We start from the raw sequence: 19,680 nt of genomic DNA on the forward strand, positions 1-19,680 counted from the left end.
GTGTTAGAAAAATAAATTAAAAAAGAAATTAGAATAATTATTCAACCAATCAATAAAAAAAGAGAACGTTATTATGAGCGCAGAATTTGATAACATTTTATTTGATATGCCAAAGACACAATCCAATACTATAAAAGTTATTGGTGTTGGTGGTGGTGGTAGTAACGCCGTAAATCACATGTATACCCAACAAATAAGGGGTGTAGATTTTATAATTTGTAATACAGATGCACAAGCATTGGAAAATAGTCCTGTACCCAATAAAATACAATTGGGTGCAAACTTAACTTCTGGTTTGGGTGCAGGTGCTAATCCAGAAATTGGTGCGCAAGCGGCTAAAGAAAGTATGCAAGAAATTCAGCAAATGTTAAATACCCAAACAAAAATGGTATTTATTACTGCAGGAATGGGGGGTGGTACAGGTACAGGAGCTGCCCCAATTATTGCTAAAATAGCCAAAGATATGGATGTTTTAACGGTGGGAATTGTAACAATGCCATTTGCTTTTGAAGGTAGAAGACGTACAAAACAAGCTCAGTTAGGAATTGATCAATTGCGCCAAAATGTTGATTCTTTAATTGTAATAAATAACAATAAATTACGTGAGGTTTATGGTAATTTAGGCTTTAAAGCAGGGTTCTCTAAGGCAGATGAAGTTTTATCTACAGCTTCTCGCGGAATTGCGGAAGTAATTACACATCACTACAAACAAAATATAGATTTACATGATGCCAAAACTGTACTTTCTAATAGTGGTACAGCTATTATGGGTTCTGCAAAAGAAGACGGACAAGACCGCGCAAAAAATGCCATTAAAAAAGCTTTAGACTCTCCTTTGTTGAATGATAATAAAATTACAGGCGCTAAAAATGTGTTGCTTTTAATTGTTTCTGGTACCAATGAAGTTACCTTAGATGAAATAGGAGAAATTAACGATTTTATACAGGATGAAGCAGGTTACGATGCCAATATTATTATGGGTATTGGAGAAGATGAAGAATTGGGAGAAGCTATTGCTGTAACTATTGTAGCTACAGGTTTTGCAGCAGATCAACAAAGTAATATTACCAATACAGAGGTTAAAAAAATTGTACATACTTTAGAAGATGAACAAAAGGCAACTTATAACTTTGATGCGAAAACACTTACAAAGGCACCTGCTTTAGATAGTCCAATAACAGAAGAGGTATCGCAAAAAATTATACATACTTTAGAAGACGATATTGAAGATAAAGAAATAGAAAAACAAAGAAAACAAAGTTTAGTAAGACCTGAGGTAATTGCAGAAATACCGGTTTCTTATGAAGAAATTTCTGTTGAAAGCGTAACAGAAGAAAAATTTATAATTACAGATGTTACCCCAGTAGTGGAAGAGGAAGTCTATGAAGAACCAGAAAAATTGCAAACCGATTTATCTTTTGAGTTTCCTTTAAATAGTGCGAAGGAAGAAATTGAAGAGGAAGTTCAAAAAAAGGAGTCTGACGTAATTAAAGTACATAGCCTAGAAGATCAAGATTCAGAAGAGTTGGTTTCTGAAAATAATGTTGAAGAAACACGTTATGTTTTGGAAGATTTTAAGGCAGAACCTACTATAGGAAAAAGTTCTCATATTACTCCAAAGAACGAAGTGGAGGAAGAAGAGATGTACTTTGAATTGAAAACTGCAGAACCAAAGCAAGAAAAAATAAATAAAATAGAAACTTATAGCGAAGAAGTTTCTCCTTTAGATCTTACTATTTCTGAATTACAGCAAAGAGCAGAAGAAAGACGTCAGAAAATGAAAGGGTTTAACTATAAGTTTAATGATCAGTTAAATAAAAATATAGACGAAATAGAAAAGCAACCAGCATATAAAAGACAAGGTTTAGATTTAAGTGTAAATGCACCAATTAGTAAGTCTAAAACAGCTATTAAAAAAGATGATAGTATTGATTTTAAATCAAACAATTCTTTTTTACACGATAACGTAGATTAGATAATATTAAAAACTCCTAAATGTCATAATGCATCTAATTTATTTTAGATGAATTTTCCTTAGAAGTATAGTAAATAAATTAAGAATTTTAATTCTTACTCATAAAAAAATCCACCTTGAAAAAGGTGGATTTTAATATGATATAAAACAGTTGAAGTGCTTTTAGCTTAATGCTGTTGCAATTCTTTTAATAGCTTCTCTAATTTGTAATTCAGACGCCGCATAAGATATTCTTATACAATCTGGCGCACCAAAAGCTTCTCCAGTTACAGTAGCAACATTGGCATGTTCTAACAAGTATAATGCAAAATCGCTAGCATTATCTATTTTTACCCCATTTAAAGTTTTACCAAAAAATGCAGAAACATCAGGAAAAACGTAAAAAGCACCTTCTGGTACATTCACTTTAAAACCTTCAATTTCTCTAAGTAAATCAATAATAATTCCTCTACGAGTTTTAAACTCGTCTACCATATATTGTATTTTACTTACTGGCGCTAACACTGCTGTAATTGCTGCTCTTTGTGCAATACAGTTTGTACCAGAAGTAATTTGTCCTTGCATTTTTGTACACGCTTTTGCAATCCATTCTGGGGCTCCTAAATACCCAATTCTCCAACCTGTCATAGCAAAAGCTTTTGCTAATCCGTTTACGGTAATTGTTCTGTCAAACAAACTTTCTATGGCACCAAAGCTAAATGGTTTAGCATCATAATTAATGTGCTCATAGATTTCATCAGACATAATATAAATGTCTGGATATTTTTCTAAAACAGCTGCCAAAGCTCTATATTCTGCTTCGCTATACATAACTCCACTTGGGTTATTTGGCGAATTGAATAAAATTAACTTGGTTTTTGGCGTTATGGCAGCCTCTAATTGCGCTGGTGTAATTTTAAAGTTAGCTTCAATAGAAGAACGAATTTCTACAGACTTCGCTTCACATAAAGTAGCAATTGCAGAGTAACTTACCCAATAAGGACAAGGTAATAAAACTTCGTCTCCAGGATTTAATAATACCTGCATTACATTTGCGATAGATTGTTTTGCACCAGTAGAAACTACAATTTGATTTGGTGTATATGTTAAACCATTATCCCTTTTAAATTTGGTGCAAATTGCTTCTTTTAATTCTGCATAACCGTCTACAGGTGTATAAGAATTGTAGTTTTCATTTACAGCATCTATGGCAGCTTGTTTAATAAAGTCTGGAGTGTTAAAATCTGGCTCTCCCAAACTTAAACCTATAATATCTTTACCTGCTGTTTTTAATTCTCTTGCTTTTGCAGCCATTGCTAATGTAGCAGAAGCTGGTAAGCTCATAATTCTGTCCGATAATGGATGTTTCATTGTGTATATTAGTTGTTGTGTTATGCTAATTCAGGTTTTTTACCCAGAACACCTAAGTGTCTAAAATGCTCTAATAACGCTTTTCTAGTGGTTTGATATTCGTGATATGGCAAATTGAACTCTTTGGCTGTTTCTTTTACAATTTTAGCTAATTTTCCATAATGGACATGAGAAATATGCGGAAAAATATGATGTTCAACTTGGTGATTTAAACCACCCGTATAAAAGTTTATCAACCAATTGCTAGGTGCAAAGTTAGATGTGGTGTACAATTGATGGACTGCCCAAGTATGCTCTAGATTTCCATTTTTATCTGGTACTGGCATTTCTGTTTTTGGTACAATATGCGCCAATTGAAAAACCAAACTTAAAATCATTCCTGCTGTATAATGCATTACAAAGAAACCAATAATAACTTTCCACCAAGAAATATCTAAAATGGCAATTGGTAAAACAATCCAAAGGGCATAATAAGCAATCTTGGATATTACTAGTTTTGTCCATTCTGCTGCAGGATTCGGAAATTCACCATAAGATAATTTTCTTTTCAAATACCTGTGCATTTGTTTGATATCTGTAGTAATTGCCCAGTTAATAGTTAGTAACCCATAAATAAAAACAGAGTAATATTTTTGAATTTTGTGTATTTTAAACCATTTAGAGTGTTTTGAAAAACGAATAATTCTACCAGCATCTATGTCTTCATCATGTCCTTCTACATTTGTAAAAGTATGGTGTAATACGTTGTGTTGTACTTTCCAATTGTATACATTTCCTGCTAAAATGTAAATACTGCTTCCCATTAATTTATTCACCCATTTTCTTTTAGAGAAAGAGTCGTGGTTTGCATCATGCATTACATTCATGCCAACACCAGCCATGCCAACACCAGTTAAAATCATTAATAAAACCATTGTCCATTGTGGCATGGAAACGGTTAAAATAAGTATAAAGGGTACCAAAAATAATGAAAACATTAAGATTGCTTTCGTATAAAGTTTCCAGTTTCCTGTTCTTTTTAAGTTATTTTCTTTAAAGTAAGTGTTTACTCTTTTATTAAGAGTTCTAAAGAACTTTGCTTTGTCTACCCTTGAGAAGTTTATTGTATTCATGTAAAAATTTAAAAGTGCAAAAATAGCCTATTTTATTTCGCTTTTAATCATAAACGACATCTTTTACTTATAATTGTTTCGTTCTAAATAACTATTTTCGCAGCACTAAATTAAGCATAAATGAATATTATTCACAAATATTTTAAAAATTTAACAGAATCACAAATTACGCAATTTTCTAAATTGCAAGAATTGTACGAAGATTGGAATTTAAAAATTAACGTAGTTTCTAGAAAAGATATTGACGAATTGTATTTACGACACGTTTTACATTCTTTAGGAATTGCAAAAATAATACAGTTTAAACCAGGTGCTAAAGTTATGGATGTTGGTACTGGAGGTGGTTTTCCAGGAATTCCTTTAGCGATTTTATTTCCAGATACACAATTTCATTTGGTAGATTCTATTGGAAAAAAAATAAAAGTGGTAAATGAAGTTGTAGACGGTTTAGGTTTAGAAAACGTAAAAACTACACATGGCAGAGTAGAAGAGGTAAAAGATACTTATGATTTTATTGTAAGTAGAGCAGTAGCACAAATGGAAACTTTTGTGCGCTGGAATAAAGGTAAAATTGCTAAAAAACAAAATCACGATTTAAAAAACGGAATTTTATACTTAAAAGGTGGCGATTTAACGGAAGAATTAAAATTATACACTTCTGCAACAATTTATAATTTACCAGACTTTTTTGAAGAAGACTTTTTTGAAACCAAAAAAGTAGTGCATTTAGGAATGAAGTTTAAAGGCTAGTTTGGTTATGGTTCAAATGGAATATCAAGAAGTATTTGTGCAGTTTTGGGAACAAGTAAAGCAAAGTGCAAATAATGGTACTTTTGCCAAAGTTACTTTAGCCAAGACAATAGGTAAACGAGAATTAAAAAATATTTTTGTGAGACCTATGTCGGAATTAGAGAAGGAAAAAGTTGCCGTAAAATTAAGTTTTAGGCCAAGAGAAATGGATGATGAAGTTACCCTTTGTACTTTAGAAGAAGCCTTTGGTATGGTAAAACCTTATTTAAAAACTACTTTCTTATCGGTTATTTTATTTAGTACAGCTAAAGATATCACTTTTAAAATAAACAAAAAAGGTGTAGCTTCTATTTCAGAATCTGCACCAACGTTTGCAAATGTTACGTTTTTTGAATAATAGTATTTTGGAAATAGTAATTTCTTAAAATATAGAAATACCCGTTTGCGTAGTAAATTCCTCTAAAAATAACATTCCTTTATAAGAATTTCCTTTTGGGTTTAGCTTAGGACTCCAAACTGTAATAACATAATTGTCTGGGTGTATTGCCACAATACCACCACCAACACCACTTTTACCAGGCAAACCAACTCTAAAAGCAAACTCGCCAGATTCATCATAAAAACCACAAGTTAACATAATGGCATTTACTCTTTTGGCTTGGCTTTCAGTTAAAACAGGTTTACCTTTTTTACAAAGAAAATGGTCATCTGCTAAGAATAAAAATATTTGAGAAAGTTCTGCACAACTTAGTTCTATTGCACAAGTGTAAAAATAAAAGTCGAGTACATCTTCAACATTATTTTTAATATTGCCAAAAGATTTAATAAAATTACACAAAGCTGTATTTCTAAAGCCCGTTTCTTTTTCTGATTGTGCTACCTTATCTGAATACGCTAAATTGTTATTATGACAAATATTTTTGCAGAAATTTAAAAAATCTTCTTTTGGGTTTTTTAAATGACTTAACAATACATCACAAACTACAATTGCTCCTGCATTTATAAAAGGATTTCTAGGTCTACCAAAATCTGCTTCTAATTGTAAAAGTGAGTTAAACGGATTTCCAGAAGGTTCTACATCTACACGTTTCCAAAGGTCTTCGCCTTCTAATTGATAGGCCAAGGTTAACGTTAAAATTTTAGAAATACTTTGTATAGAAAATTTTTTATCAGCGTCTCCAATACTAAAAGATTCCCTATTGATAGCAGTAATATTTATACCAAAATTAGCTGCAGAAACATTGCCTAATTCTGGTATATAATTCGCTACTTTTCCAGAATCTTCAACAGTTTTTAATTTGTTGTAGATATTAGAAATTATATTTTGATAATTTTTCATGGCTAGTTTTTGTTTTATCAAATCTATAGAATTTCTGAAAAAAATTAGATTTAAAAATTCTTATACAACTTCCACAAACAAACCTTCATCTGTTTTAAAAACTTTGGCAACCTCTTTTTTAGTTAAACCTTTTATGGTTTTGTCCCATTTTTTATTAGATAAACCAGACTGAGTTTTTAATTCAGTTAAATCTATTTTTTCAGCTTTTTGTAAAATCGCTAAAACTGCTTTTTCATCATCATTTAACTCAACAGCAGGCGCTTTTTTCTCTGGCCTCATTTGAGGGAAAAACAATACTTCTTGTATCGATTGATTGTTGGTTAAAAACATAATTAAACGATCCATACCAATTCCCATTCCAGAAGTTGGTGGCATACCATATTCTAAAGCACGTAAAAAATCTTCATCTATAAATTCAGTAGCTTCATCATCTCCTTTTTGCGCTAATTTTAGCTGATGTTCAAAACGCTCACGTTGGTCAATTGGGTCGTTTAATTCAGAATATGCATTGGCAATTTCCTTACCACAAACCATCAACTCAAAACGTTCTGTAAGTTCTGGGTTTTCTCTGTGCTCTTTACAAAGTGGAGACATTTCTTTAGGATAATCTGTAATAAAAGTAGGCTGAATGTAATTACCTTCACATTTTTCGCCAAAAATCTCATCAATTAACTTTCCTTTCCCCATGGTTTTATCAACCTCAATTTGCATGCCTTTTGCTGCAGTTCTAATTTCATCTTCTGTTTTGTTATAAATATCAAAACCAGTAAATTCTAAAATAGAATCGCGCATTGTAATTCTCTTATATGGCGCTTTAAAATTTATTTTATGTTCGCCAAAAGTAGCTTCTGCAGTTCCGTTTACAGCAATTGCACAATGCTCTAGTAACTGCTCACAAAAATCCATCATCCAATTGTAATCTTTGTAAGAAACATAGATTTCCATGGCTGTAAATTCAGGATTGTGCGTTCTGTCCATTCCTTCATTTCTAAAGTTTTTAGAAAACTCATAAACCCCATCAAAACCACCAACAATTAACCTTTTTAAGTACAATTCATTCGCAATTCTCATGTATAAAGGAATGTCTAAAGAATTATGATGTGTAATAAAAGGTCTTGCAGCTGCACCACCAGGTATGGGTTGTAAAACAGGCGTTTCAACCTCAAAATAACCAGCATCATTAAAAAAAGAACGCATTGCATTAAACAATTTTGTTCTTTTTACAAACACCTCTTTCACATGCGGATTTACCACTAAATCTGCATAACGTTGTCTGTAACGCATTTCAGGATCTGTAAATGCATCATACGTTTTACCATCTTTTACTTTAGGAATTGGTAAAGGTTTTAAAGATTTAGAAAGCAATTTAAACTCTTTAACCAAAACCGTTTTTTCACCAACTTGTGTAGTAAAAAGTGTACCAGTTACCCCAATAAAATCTCCTAAATCTAGTAAGTTTTTAAAAACAGTATTGTATAAAGTTTTGTCTTCGCCAGCACAAATTTCATCTCTGTTAAAATACAATTGTATTCTACCTTCACCGTCTTGCAATTGCCCAAAAGAGGCTTTTCCTTGTATGTTTTTCACCATTAATCTACCAGCAATTACAACCTCTTTGTCGGCAACAAACTCTTGTTTAATTTCGGCTGAAGTTGCATTTACAGGAAATAAATCTGCAGGATAAGGATTAATACCCAAATCTCTTAATTTTACAAGCTTTTCTCTACGTACAACTTCTTGTTCTGATAATTGCATTTCTAATATTTTAATGATGATTTTTAAAGAGTGCAAAGATACAATCTTTCAATTAGCTAGCAATTGCAGAATTCGATAAAATAAAGATTATTTGTTGTAGATTTTTTAAAAGTTTGTATATTTGCATGCTACTTTTTGTTAAAGTAGCATTTAGTTGTGTTGTTTGGCACTTTAGTAAAAGTGTCGTGGTTTTGTTAACCAATGGAAAGCTTCCCTTAAATGGGACGCTTTTTTTTTATCCTGAATTTTCCTCAGGCACTCAAGAATGTATTTCAAAATATTTTTTTTGAAGCTATCCTGCCTGCGGCAGGCAGGTTCCAGCTTTATGTACTCGCTTCACGCATAAAAGCGTGAGAGCTCAAAAAAAAAGCCTGTCCTGAGCGTAGTCGAAGGGCTTCAATGTGGGCTAGACTTGTTTGCTAACATCCTGTTTAATTTTTATTTCATTCATTATAACAAACAAAATCGTTTCAATTCGTAAATAAAAACCGCTATAAATTTTGTCCTACTTTTTAGATTTAATTCAGCTACAGAAAAGCAAAATATAATTCAATCTATAAAAAAAAATAGAGTAATTATAAAATTGAATAGACAAAACCAAGTCAGTCTGAGCTTGTCGAAGACCACAATACTTCATAAAATTTTTCTTCAAAATGTACCAATCAAAAACTGATTAGTAAAAACTTTATAACTAAAAAATTAGTTTAAACTAAATATTTAGTTATATTTGTGTTGTTAAACTAAAACTTTAGTTGAAATTATGAACAAACAATTAACAAAAGCAGAAGAGCAGATAATGCAAGTTTTGTGGGATTTAGAAGAAACTTCTGTAAAAGATATTATCGAGAAATTGCCAGCGCCAAAACCTGCATACAATACAGTTTCTACCATTGTAAGAATTTTAGAAAACAAAGAATTTGTTGCGCATAGATCAGTAGGTAGAGGTTTTGTGTATTACCCAATTATAGAAAAAGAAACGTATAGCAACCAAAGTTTACACAAATTAATGAACGGTTATTTTAACGGCTCATTTAAAAGTATGGTATCCTTTTTTGTAAAACAAAACAAAATGGATGTCTCTGAATTAGAATCTATTTTAAAGGAAGTGAATAAGAAGAGGTAGTTTTTTAGTCTTCAGTTGGCAGTCTTCAGTTTGCAGTTTGCAGTCTTCAGTATTCAGTCTTCAGTTGTCAGTAAAATTAAAGTTCAAGTAAAAAAACAAAAGCTATGTTAAATTACATTATACAAGTAGTCCTTTTCCAAATATTATTTTTGGTTATTTATGATTTCTTTCTAAGTAAAGAAACCTTTTTTAATAAAAACAGATGGTATTTATTAAGTACACCTATACTTTCGTTTGTATTGCCATTGGTTAAAATTCCTACTTTTCAAAAGGCAGTACCACAATCATATGTTTTATCTGTGCCAGAAATTGTCTTTTATCCAGAACAAGTTATTGCACAAACTTCTTGGTATCAATCTTTAAATTATATCGATATTTTATTTGCTATTGGCGTTATTATTTTTAGTGTAGTTTTTATAGCAAAATTATGGCAGATAATAGATTTGATAAGTTCTTACAAACGCGTTAAAAAGCAAAATTATACGTTGGTTCTAATTCCAAAAGAAGCCAAAGCATTTTCTTTTTTCAACTACATTTTTATTGGTAAAGAAATACCAGAAAATCAAAAAGAAGAAATTATTGCGCACGAGTTAGTGCATAGCAAGCAAAAGCATTCTTTAGACCTGTTATTTTTTGAAATTTTAAAAATTGTAATGTGGTTTAATCCTATGGTTTATATCTATCAAAAGCGAATCACTTTAGTACATGAATATATTTCAGACGAAGTTGCCACGAAATCTTTACCCAAAGAGAATTACATCAATCAGTTATTGTCTAACTTTTTTCAGGTAGAAAATATTGCTTTTATAAACCAGTTTACTAAACAAAGTTTAATCAAAAAAAGAATTCTTATGATGACGAAAAGCAAATCTAAAAAAACGAATCAATTAAAATATTTGGTATTGATTCCTGTATTAATTGCTATGCTATTTTATAGTTCTTGTTCGGAGAATGAATTGAATAAAGATTTAGGTTCTGAAAAAGAATTAAGAACAATGTATTTTAATAATAAAGGAAAACAATCTGAGTATGTACGTAAAACAGAGACTTATTTGGATACTTACGTAGGTATTGGAGATGAATATAGGTTACCTAAAGGTAAAGAGTTTAATGCAGAGGATTTAACTGTTGGTGAAAAAATGGAGTTTCAAAAAATGAAATTTGCATTAGACAGTAGTTTAAATGCAAGAGGTACTAATACAAAAATAGATTTAAGAATATTTGCATACAAAAAGAATAGAAAGGTTATTGTAATGGAAGTAGATTATTCTCAGATGAAGAGAAGAACAGCACTACAAAAATTATATAAGAGTAATTCAGTTAACTTCATGTCTATAGAAACAGCAGCAACCTTTCCAGGTTGTGAAGTAGGAGATAAAGATTGTTTTAATAAGAAAATTCAAAAACATTTTGTCAGAAATTTTGATAAAGATTTGCCAAAGAGTTTAGGTTTGCAAAAAGGTATAAAAAGAATTTTTATAGGTTTTAAAGTAGACACTAAAGGAGATGTTATAGATGTAGAAGCTAGAGGTCCACATACAAAAATAGAAGAAGAAGTGATAAGAGTAATGCATAATTTACCTAAAATGAAACCAGGAGAAACCAAGGGTGAAAAAATAACTGTTTCTTACAATTTCCCATTTACAGTAATAGTTGATTAAAGAAATATGAAAAAGAAAATTTTGATTGTAGTATTATTTGTAATTGTTAAAGTTGGGGCGCAAACTCCAACTTTTTCAGCAATAGATAGTTTAGTAGAAAATGGTAGGTATTTAATAGCTTTAGATAAGTTAAAAGCAATACAACCGCCTTCTTTTTTAGCCAATTACAAAACAGCGTTAATTTATGAGTCTATAGACAATTACAAACAAACTATAGCCTATTTAGAAAAAGCATTACGTTTTAAAGAAAATAAAAAAGCAAGTTTAAAATTGGCAAAAGCCTATTTAAGAATTTCAAAATCGAATAAAGCCATTACTATTTATGAAGATTTAGTTGAGAAAGATACCAGTAATTTAATTTTAAAATATCAGTTGGGTAAATTGTATCTAAAAAACAGAAAACCTAAAAAAGCAATTGCTGTTTTTAAAAACTTGATAGCAAAAGACAGTTTAAATCCTCATTTTTCTTATCAATTAGGTTTGGCTTATGCTTTAAATAGAGACAATAATAGAAAAATGAATAGCTTTTTAGATGTGGTTAAAAAAGATAGTACGCATTTAAAAGCAATGACAAAATTGGCATCAAGTTATTTTTATTTGAAAGATAAAGATTCTACTTATTTATACATTAATAAAGGGTTGCAAGTAAATCCAAATCATATTAGTTTAAATAGAATTAAGGCAAATCAATTGTATAGAGAAAAAGATTTTAAGGCAATTGTACCTGTTTTGTTACAGTTAGATAGTTTAGAGAAAATGGAACATTTTACCAATAACATGTTAGGTAAGGTTTATTATCAAAAAGAAGATTATAAAAATGCAGCAAAACGCTTTAAAAATGTTGTAAAAATAGATACACAAGATTTTAAGGCGTATACATATTTGGGCAATATTGCTTTAAAAGAGAAGAATTATAAAATTGCTAGGCTTTATTATTTTAGAGCAACAACTGTTGGTAAAGAAAAAAGAGACGATGCTTTTTACGGATTGGCAACCATGGCTTACGAGCAAAAAAAACCACAAACTGCAATTAGGTATTTTAAAAAAGCATTTGAAGAAAATTCTAGAAATTACAAAGCACTTTTTCAATTGGCAAGATTATCCGACGATTATTATGAAGACAAAAAGATAGCATATAAACATTATAAAACATTTAAAAAAATGTTTTTAAATCGCGATAAAGAAATGTCAGATTTTGTGGAAAGTAGAATTACTGCCATTAAAAAAGCGTTTTTTATTAAAGGAGAAAGTTTAGAATAATAATTGACTAATTTTTAGTAATTTCACAGCATAAAATTACTCATGTCTTTACGTGTTTTTACTTTTTTATTAGTGCTCATTAGCTTTACTTCTTGTGATAAATTTTCTTTCACTAAAAGTAAAAAAGCACCTGTTTTAGATACCATTGTAGATTTTTCTTCCGTAGATGTTTATCCTTCTTTTAAAAATTGTGATTCTATTATTCATAAACAGAAAAAAGCAGATTGTTTTAGAGCTACAATTCACCAAAAAATTGGCACAGTTTTAAAAAGTCATCAGTTTGTAATTAAAGATGCTATTAATGAGTTGGTACTTGTAGATTTAATAATCAATCAAAGAGGAAATTTCATATTAGACACAATTCGTTCTTCAGGAAAGATAAAACAACAACTCCCAGAATTAGACAGTTTAATAAACGAAAGTTTTGCAAATATTCCTTGTATTTTACCTGCAGTAAAAAGAGGTATTCCTGTAACTACAAGATATCAATTGCCTATTAAAATTGAGTTAAAAGAGTAGACATTACGTTTACAATTTCGACTTTGTGGAGAAATCTTATTATTTTAAAACGATTTGTATTTTAATAGATTTCTCAATTTCACTGCGTTTCATTCGAAATTACATTGTGTTTTGTTTATCATTTTACCTAATAAAGAAATCTAGTAAGAAATACACTTTTTGATAGCTTATTATGCGGTTTAAGATAAGCTTTTACTGATATTGTTATTTTTAATTGAACGGGACAAGTCACACTGAGCTTGTCGAAGTGTTTTTTATGCGAATTATCATTCCATTGGTAATAATAATGGTTTAAGGTGAAACTAAAAGCCAGCAAACAGGTTTAGCCCAGATTGAAACGGCATCCTTTTTGCCTTTTTTTGGCAAAAAGATATAGTGGAAAGCTGGAAATGGCTTCAAATTAAAAATGTACTTTTGCCACAAGCAACCAAAAATAATTATGAGTTTACAGCAAGAATTAGAAAACAGAAGTGGCAATGCGTGCGAATTATGCACATCAACAAATAATTTGACTATTTACGAGGTAAAACCAACGTTAATTGGCGGTGGTGGCGTAGATGGTTCTTTACTGGCTTGTAAAACTTGTATAACGCAAATAGAGGATGCAGATGCTACAGAACCAAACCATTGGCGTTGTTTAAACGATGCCATGTGGAGTGAGCACAGAGCTGTAAAAGTGGTTGCTTGGAGAATGTTGTCTCGTTTAAGAAAAGAAGGTTGGCCACAAGATTTGTTGGATATGATGTATTTAGAAGACGACGATTTGCGATTTGCAAAAGAATCTGGAGATCATTTAGACGATAGCGAAAAAATAATTCACAGAGACGCAAATGGCGCCATTTTACAAGCCGGAGATTCTGTAGTTTTAATAAAAGATTTAAAGGTAAAAGAGGCTAGCATGGTTGCTAAACAAGGCACAGCAGTACGCAGAATTTCTTTAGATCATGAAAACGCAAAATATATAGAAGGTAAAGTTGGGCCAACACAAATTGTAATTATTACAGATTATGTTAAAAAAATGGCAGAGAAGGAGTAGTTTTAGTTTATTGTCATTTCCCAATGCCCTTTTTTAAGCGATTGAGAATTCTTAAAGTTAAGATTTCTCCATAAAGTGGAAATGACATAGTAATTCTAATTTTATTTGGGCGTTACCTTGCAGGTCGCGCTTTTCGCACTCGCTTCACGCTAAAAAGCGTGAGAGCTCAAACAAATGCTACAATCGCTAACGCACTTGTTTGCCAACACATTCTTTTTACAGCATATTTTGTTGTTTTTTATAAAAAGAATCAGCTTGAAGTTTCATCTTTAAGCAGATTTGTGAAGGAAGCATAAAATTGTATTGATTTTTAAAAAGACTTTTCGATACAATCAGGCAAAAAAACGTGATTACTCGAAGTGAAATTGTGAATATTTACAACGTTTTAAAAAAGAATTTGTTACACGAAAAAACCTCGAAATTTCGAGGTTTTTAAAGTTATGAAATCTAATTTTATTTTATAGTATTAAAGACTTCTGTGTAAATATTTTGTAAAGCGCTTTCACTCATTTTTTTACTTGAAGAATTATTTAAAAGTAATGTTTGTATTCCATCTTTGTTTTTACTAGTACTAATATTGCAAAGTGGATTGTTATGTAAATAGGAATAGACATCATTAATTTTAGAAACTTTTTTATCAATTTTAAAATTGAATTTTGTTGCTTTATAAGTAGTTGCTTGAATAATTGTTTTTCTTAGTAAAAATTGTCTTTTTTCGTTGTCGCTTAATTTTGATGTTGTTTCTTTTTGTTTTTTAACTTCAGCAACAGAGTTAAAAACAAAGTCTTCTTTAGCATTGTACTTTTTTCTAAAACTTGAAGGAAGTTCTTTTTTTTGCTTTAATGTTATATGCAAATTCACCTCATTTTTACTAACATTACTTATAGAGATTGTTTCTATATATTTTTTGTCAATCTTATCTAAATCGTTTCTTGTGACTTTTTTACTGTTTACAAAATAGTTTTTAGTCTTAGATTCAAGTTCAGGTCTGTTTATAATTATGGACAATAAATTTATTTCATCTATATTTTTGTCATTTTCTTCTATTTCTAAGAATTGTACTTCATCGGTTACAGTCCATTTTGGTTTTTTCTTTAGCGTATCTTGCTTTATTTTACTTTTGTTATTATTCTTTGGTGATAGAGGAATATCAGACTTTTCACCTTTTAAAACTTTTTGAGTTGGTGGAGGTGGAACTAACAAATGAGGAGCAGTAACTTTTAACTTTTCTGCATCCGTCATTTTTTTATTATAGATTTCTTTTAAACGAATAAGGTTTGCTTTTCTGTTTTCTGAGGTTCTTTTAACTTTATTGGCTAATCGATTATAAGTATAAATCCAATCTGGTTTTGGGAAAAGAGATGAAGGAACTAAATTAAAAACACTTTCTACCGTAAGTTTCTGCTTTTTAGACATTCTATTGTAAATATCTTTCATTTTATTTACATCCTTTACTTTATAAAATTTATATTTTTTGCCTTTATTAAATAAAGTAGTGTAGGTTTTCATTTCTTCTGGAGTTACCTCGTTGTCCTTTTTAAGTGAATCTACTTTTCTACTTTCTTTAGTGGCATTATTTTTTCTAATCTCTTCTATAAAAGAAGGAACTTCGTTTCTCATATTATTTAAGGATATAATTTTATCTTGTATAACAGGAGAATCGATATAGTTGTTTTTTAGTTTCTTCTTTTCTTCTATATATTTTTTGTCTGCTTTAGTGCTGTTTTCTTTGATATTTATTATTTGAATACCATGTTTTTTTTCAAAAAACGCTCTATAATTTTGAAATCGAATTTTATTTTGATTTTCAAAATATTTAGTAGTTTCTAAATGTGCTTGATTTTTTTGAGGAAAACGTTTACTTCTAGCATTTTTATGTACATAACTATTAGAATATCTTGCAAAGTCTGTATTTTTGTAATGGTTTAAAGCAGTATTGTTTACAACTTTTCCATCAATCCAAACTGCGAAGTTTTTTTCATTTTTTAAATCGTTCAATTGCTTTTGTGTAGGAACAATCTTCTTTAATTTTAATGGAGGAGTCATTAAACGGGCTTTTTCTTCTGTATTTAATTCAGCGTACGTTTTGCTAATTTTATTACCATTTTTATCTTTTTGTACTACCTTAAGGTTTCTATAAACATATTCTTTATAAATTTCTGTTTCTTCTAATTTGGTGTCATTAATTGAGACTGTTTCTACAATTTCAATGGTTTCTTCCTCTTTCTCTTGCGCTTCCACTCTTTCTGCAAACAGAAAAACAAAACCAATTAATAACGGAATTACCGCCAATTTTTTGAACAAAACTTTTGTTCGAGAACTTTGTGCTGTCATCATTTTTAATCTTTTTTTAGTAAGTGAATAATTCAAATTACTGGCCAAGTAATATTCGTTGTTCCAAGACGCTTTGTTTAACAACAAATGCTGGTATTGGTGCGTGTTTTTATGTTGATTGATTACGTTTTCGTCTGCTAAAAACTCGTGATTTAATTGTATTGCCTTTTTTAGGAAAATAAATAATGGATTTATCCAAAAAACGGCTTGTAATAATTCAATTAGCAACACGTCAAACGTATGTTTTTGGGTTACGTGTGTTAATTCGTGGGTAAATAATTCGGCTTCAATTTTACCAGATTCGTATGCTGTTTTATTGATAAAAATATAATTCCAAAAAGAATGCGGAAGAATGTTGTCATCCACCAAAACCAAAGTCGCTTTTTGATGTGCAACGTTTTTATTTGTTTTAATTTTCTTGACGATTTTAAATAGATTTCTTCCAAATCGAAATAGAAAAACCCCAACAATTGTAAGGTAAATTCCGAATAAAATTTGAGAATAATCTACAGTAGATTCTTCTATAATTATAGGAGTAAATTCCTCTGTAAAAGGGGTTTTAACAATTTCTGGTTGAATGTAAGTTGTAGCTTTTACATACGTAGTAAACGTTATTAACGGCGCCAAAAAAGAAAATACAACCCCAATTAATAAGTAAAAACGATTGAAATTGTGCATTTTTTCTCTCTCTAAAACCAAGTGATAGAAAAACAGCAACAATGCCAAACAACTTGCCGATTTTAATAAGTACACTATCATTTTTTTTGTTTTTTAATTTGACTATCAATCACTTCTTTTAAAGCCTCTAATTCTTGCGTAGTAAGATTGGTTTCTTTGGTAAAAAAAGATGCAAACTGACTCGCAGAATCATTAAAAAAGTTTTTAATCAATCCGTTTACATGATTAGAGAAATAATCTGTTTTTTTAATAATAGGATAATACTCTCTAGACTTGCCAAACAATTTATAATTTATAAAACCTTTATCTGTAATACGCTTTAATAAAGTAGCCACAGTTGTTGTAGCAGGTTTTGGTTCTGGAAAATCTTCTAACAATTCTTTTAAAAATGCCTTTTTACGTTTCCATAAATACTGCATTAATTGTTCTTCGGTTTTAGATAATTGCATGTGAATTCTATTTTTACTCTACAAACATAGAATAAAAAAATGAATTCTACAAATGTAGAGTTAAAAATAATCGATTTCTTTACTATCTTCGCTATCAAATATTTTTTGAAATGAAAAAGTTAGTTTACCTGTGTTTGTTTAGTGTTTTATTGGGTTGTAGCCCAAAATTATTCAAAGAAAAATGGACGGAGATTCAAGCTCCAGAAACTTTTACCGCTCGTTTTGAAACCACACAAGGTAATTTTGATATTGAAGCAAAAAGAGCTTGGTCTCCAAAAGGAGTAGACAGATTGTATCAATTAATTAGTAAAAATTACTATACAGATATTGCAATTTTTAGAGTTGTACCCAATTTTGTAGCGCAATTTGGTATTCATAACAATACGTTTATAAACAAAAGTTGGGGCGATCAATCTATTGCAGATGAACCTGTTCTAGAAAAAAATGAGAAAATGACCATTGCTTTTGCTAGAGGAGGAGCAAACTCACGTTCTAATCAAATATTTATTAATTTAGAGGATAATTTTCGTTTAGATAATTTAGATTATGGTGGTGCAAAAGGTTTTCCTGTAGTGGCAAAAGTAATTTCAGGCCAAGAAAATATTTTAAAGTTTTACAGTGGTTACGCAGAAAAACCAGCAAAAAAACAAGGTCAAATTGCGAAGTTTGGCAATACTTATGTCAAAGAAAATTTTCCTAAAATCGATTTTATTACCAAAGCTTATATTTTAAAAAAGTAATTTATTTGGGTGTTTTAATCCACTTTCTTGAACCAATATTTTGTGCAGAAAAGAGTACAAAAAAGTAAAGTCTATTCTACCAAAAAAACAAAGTGCCTTAATTGCTAACTCAACTTTTAGTAAGCTAAAAACACAGTTTAAAATGATGAAATTAAAATTAGTATCTATATTTATTTTTTTGAGTTTTCAAACACTAACCTCACAAGAAAAATTCGAAAAAGAATATCGGGTGAATTCAGAATTAGTGCCAAAACAAGCCTTACAAATACTTGAAACATGGAATTTTCCTAAAAAAGTAAAATGGTATGCAGAAGAAAGCAATATTGGCAAAACCTTTGAAGCAAAAACACGTTTTAAAAAGCATAAATATAGCATAGAATTTAATGCGAAAGGTGAAATTTTAGATGTAGAAAAAACAGTAAAGCTCAAACAACTGTCTTTAGAAACGAAAAAAGTTTTAAAAAAAGCATTGCAATCTAGTTTTAAGAAATACAAAATTAATAAGATTCAAATACAATATTCAGGCACAGCAACTGCTATCTATAACAAAATATTTCAGGTAAAAACAGAGCAGGCAGCGCCAATTTTAAAGTATGAAATTGTGGTGAAAGGGAAGAAAGAATCTAAGCAACAACTTTTTGAAGTTTTAATAAACCAAAACGGAGAAATTGAACAAGAGCAAAAAATAAGAACTGGTTTAACTTTAAATCTAGAATTTTAATGAAAACGAAATCACTTTTGTTTCTTACTTTCTTTGTTGGTTTAAATGTTTTTTCGCAATCAAATACAGATTTGGTTTTTTTACCAAAAGTAGTGTTGTCTAAAAAAATAAACAAGGTTTCTAAATGGGTAAATAGTGTAGAGCAACGTACTATTTTTTATGATGAAAATTTGCAGTTGACTCACAATTTACTCGATATTTCTTCCATATATTCTTTAAAGACTTCGCTAAACCAATCTTTTAATTTTGGGTACATTTTACGTTTTAGAGGTACAGAAACTATCCATAGAACATTTCAGCATTATAATATTTTACAGCATTACAATGCTTTAAAAATTGGGCATCGTTTTGCATTAGAACAATTTTATCAAGTAAAAAAACAAACTACATTTAGATCTAGATATAGAGTAAGCACAGAGCTGCCTTTAAATGGAGAAAGAATAGACGTGAAAGAATTTTACTTAAAATTAGGTAACGAATATTTATATGCCTTTGCAGAAAAAGATTTAGAAATTAGGTTAACACCATATTTGGGCTACCAAGTTTCAGCAAAAGACAAAATAGAATTTGGTATCGATTACAGAGTTAGTAATTTTATACAAAATGCTACTGAAAATCAGTTTTGGTTTCGCGCCACTTGGTATATTTCTTTACAATAGGTAATGCTGTGCTGTTGTTTTTTATGTAAGGTGAGTTGGATTAACAAAATGCTGTTTATTATTTACGATTTACAATATTTAAAACTAATGTCATTTCCACTTTATGAAGAAATCTCAAATGTAATACCAGATTTCTCAACTACACTTCGTTTCGTTGGAAATGACATAGAACTAATTTTCAAACACATAGAAAACATAAACTATAAAAGTTATTTCAAA

The 19,680-nt window shown here is 30.0% G+C and carries 17 protein-coding genes; 11 read left to right on the top strand and 6 right to left on the bottom strand.

All coding sequences use genetic code 11. From position 1 onward, the window contains the following. The first annotated feature begins 73 nt into the window (after positions 1-73). The gene (gene ftsZ / locus Q0684_RS04425; protein ID WP_299012966.1) at positions 74-1,975 is read left to right on the top strand and encodes a cell division protein FtsZ; all 1,902 of its coding nucleotides are present in this window, start codon (positions 74-76) and stop codon (positions 1,973-1,975) included. Positions 1,976-2,137: 162 nt separating this feature from the next. On the opposite strand, the gene Q0684_RS04430 is transcribed toward ftsZ, so the two are convergent. Both Q0684_RS04430 and Q0684_RS04435 read right to left on the bottom strand, forming a co-directional pair. Then, positions 2,138-3,325, bottom strand: a complete 1,188-nt coding sequence (locus tag Q0684_RS04430; protein WP_299012970.1) for a pyridoxal phosphate-dependent aminotransferase — start codon at positions 3,323-3,325, stop codon at positions 2,138-2,140. 20 nt (positions 3,326-3,345) lie between these two features. Beyond that, positions 3,346-4,437 (bottom strand): acyl-CoA desaturase, encoded by a 1,092-nt coding sequence (locus Q0684_RS04435; RefSeq protein ID WP_299012977.1) that lies wholly within the window; start codon positions 4,435-4,437, stop codon positions 3,346-3,348. Between the two features lie 120 nt (positions 4,438-4,557). Here Q0684_RS04435 and rsmG point away from each other — a divergent pair, with 120 nt between their 5' ends. Together rsmG and Q0684_RS04445 are read left to right on the top strand one after the other, a co-directional pair. Continuing rightward, complete coding sequence (gene rsmG / locus Q0684_RS04440; RefSeq protein ID WP_299012980.1) at positions 4,558-5,187, top strand: 16S rRNA (guanine(527)-N(7))-methyltransferase RsmG; 630 nt, start codon at positions 4,558-4,560, stop codon at positions 5,185-5,187. A gap of 16 nt (positions 5,188-5,203) precedes the next feature. Beyond that, complete coding sequence (locus Q0684_RS04445; protein WP_299012983.1) at positions 5,204-5,584, top strand: hypothetical protein; 381 nt, start codon at positions 5,204-5,206, stop codon at positions 5,582-5,584. 24 nt (positions 5,585-5,608) lie between these two features. On the opposite strand, the gene Q0684_RS04450 is transcribed toward Q0684_RS04445, so the two are convergent. Further along, positions 5,609-6,526, bottom strand: a complete 918-nt coding sequence (locus tag Q0684_RS04450; RefSeq protein WP_299012985.1) for a glutaminase — start codon at positions 6,524-6,526, stop codon at positions 5,609-5,611. Between the two features lie 60 nt (positions 6,527-6,586). Further along, a complete protein-coding gene (lysS, locus tag Q0684_RS04455) occupies positions 6,587-8,281 on the bottom strand; it encodes a lysine--tRNA ligase (protein WP_299012988.1) in 1,695 nt (564 codons plus the stop codon). Between the two features lie 760 nt (positions 8,282-9,041). Here lysS and Q0684_RS04460 point away from each other — a divergent pair. The 5 genes from Q0684_RS04460 (at position 9,042) to Q0684_RS04480 (ending at position 13,880) form a co-directional block, all read left to right on the top strand. Continuing rightward, positions 9,042-9,404, top strand: coding sequence for a BlaI/MecI/CopY family transcriptional regulator (locus Q0684_RS04460; RefSeq protein ID WP_299012991.1), 363 nt, complete (start codon positions 9,042-9,044; stop codon positions 9,402-9,404). A gap of 104 nt (positions 9,405-9,508) precedes the next feature. Beyond that, on the top strand, positions 9,509-11,065 hold the full coding sequence (locus tag Q0684_RS04465; protein ID WP_299012993.1) for a M56 family metallopeptidase: 1,557 nt from the start codon (positions 9,509-9,511) through the stop codon (positions 11,063-11,065). A gap of 6 nt (positions 11,066-11,071) precedes the next feature. Continuing rightward, the gene (locus tag Q0684_RS04470; RefSeq protein ID WP_299012995.1) at positions 11,072-12,325 is read left to right on the top strand and encodes a tetratricopeptide repeat protein; all 1,254 of its coding nucleotides are present in this window, start codon (positions 11,072-11,074) and stop codon (positions 12,323-12,325) included. A 42-nt stretch (positions 12,326-12,367) separates the two neighbouring features. Then, positions 12,368-12,844, top strand: a complete 477-nt coding sequence (locus tag Q0684_RS04475; protein ID WP_299013000.1) for a hypothetical protein — start codon at positions 12,368-12,370, stop codon at positions 12,842-12,844. A 439-nt stretch (positions 12,845-13,283) separates the two neighbouring features. Beyond that, on the top strand, positions 13,284-13,880 hold the full coding sequence (locus tag Q0684_RS04480; RefSeq protein WP_299013002.1) for an alkylphosphonate utilization protein: 597 nt from the start codon (positions 13,284-13,286) through the stop codon (positions 13,878-13,880). A gap of 453 nt (positions 13,881-14,333) precedes the next feature. Here Q0684_RS04480 and Q0684_RS04485 read toward each other — a convergent pair whose 3' ends face one another. Together Q0684_RS04485 and Q0684_RS04490 are read right to left on the bottom strand one after the other, a co-directional pair. Beyond that, positions 14,334-16,973: a M56 family metallopeptidase gene (locus Q0684_RS04485; protein ID WP_299013009.1), complete on the bottom strand. Its 2,640-nt coding sequence runs from the start codon at positions 16,971-16,973 to the stop codon at positions 14,334-14,336. After that, positions 16,970-17,341: a BlaI/MecI/CopY family transcriptional regulator gene (locus Q0684_RS04490; RefSeq protein WP_299013011.1), complete on the bottom strand. Its 372-nt coding sequence runs from the start codon at positions 17,339-17,341 to the stop codon at positions 16,970-16,972. Before Q0684_RS04490 ends, Q0684_RS04485 begins: the two co-directional genes overlap by 4 nt. A gap of 110 nt (positions 17,342-17,451) precedes the next feature. On the opposite strand from Q0684_RS04490, the gene Q0684_RS04495 reads away from it, so the two are divergent. From Q0684_RS04495 to Q0684_RS04505, 3 genes are all read left to right on the top strand, one after another. Further along, positions 17,452-18,081: a peptidylprolyl isomerase gene (locus Q0684_RS04495; RefSeq protein WP_299013013.1), complete on the top strand. Its 630-nt coding sequence runs from the start codon at positions 17,452-17,454 to the stop codon at positions 18,079-18,081. A gap of 142 nt (positions 18,082-18,223) precedes the next feature. Beyond that, entirely contained in the window at positions 18,224-18,802 is a 579-nt protein-coding gene (locus Q0684_RS04500; RefSeq protein ID WP_299013016.1) for a hypothetical protein, read from the top strand. Beyond that, entirely contained in the window at positions 18,802-19,461 is a 660-nt protein-coding gene (locus Q0684_RS04505) for a DUF2490 domain-containing protein (protein ID WP_299013018.1), read from the top strand. The genes Q0684_RS04500 and Q0684_RS04505 overlap by 1 nt, the downstream gene beginning before the upstream one ends. The last annotated feature ends 219 nt before the right edge of the window (positions 19,462-19,680 follow it).

Origin of the sequence: uncultured Polaribacter sp., assembly GCF_947503875.1 — a bacterium.
Lineage (GTDB): Bacteria > Bacteroidota > Bacteroidia > Flavobacteriales > Flavobacteriaceae > Polaribacter.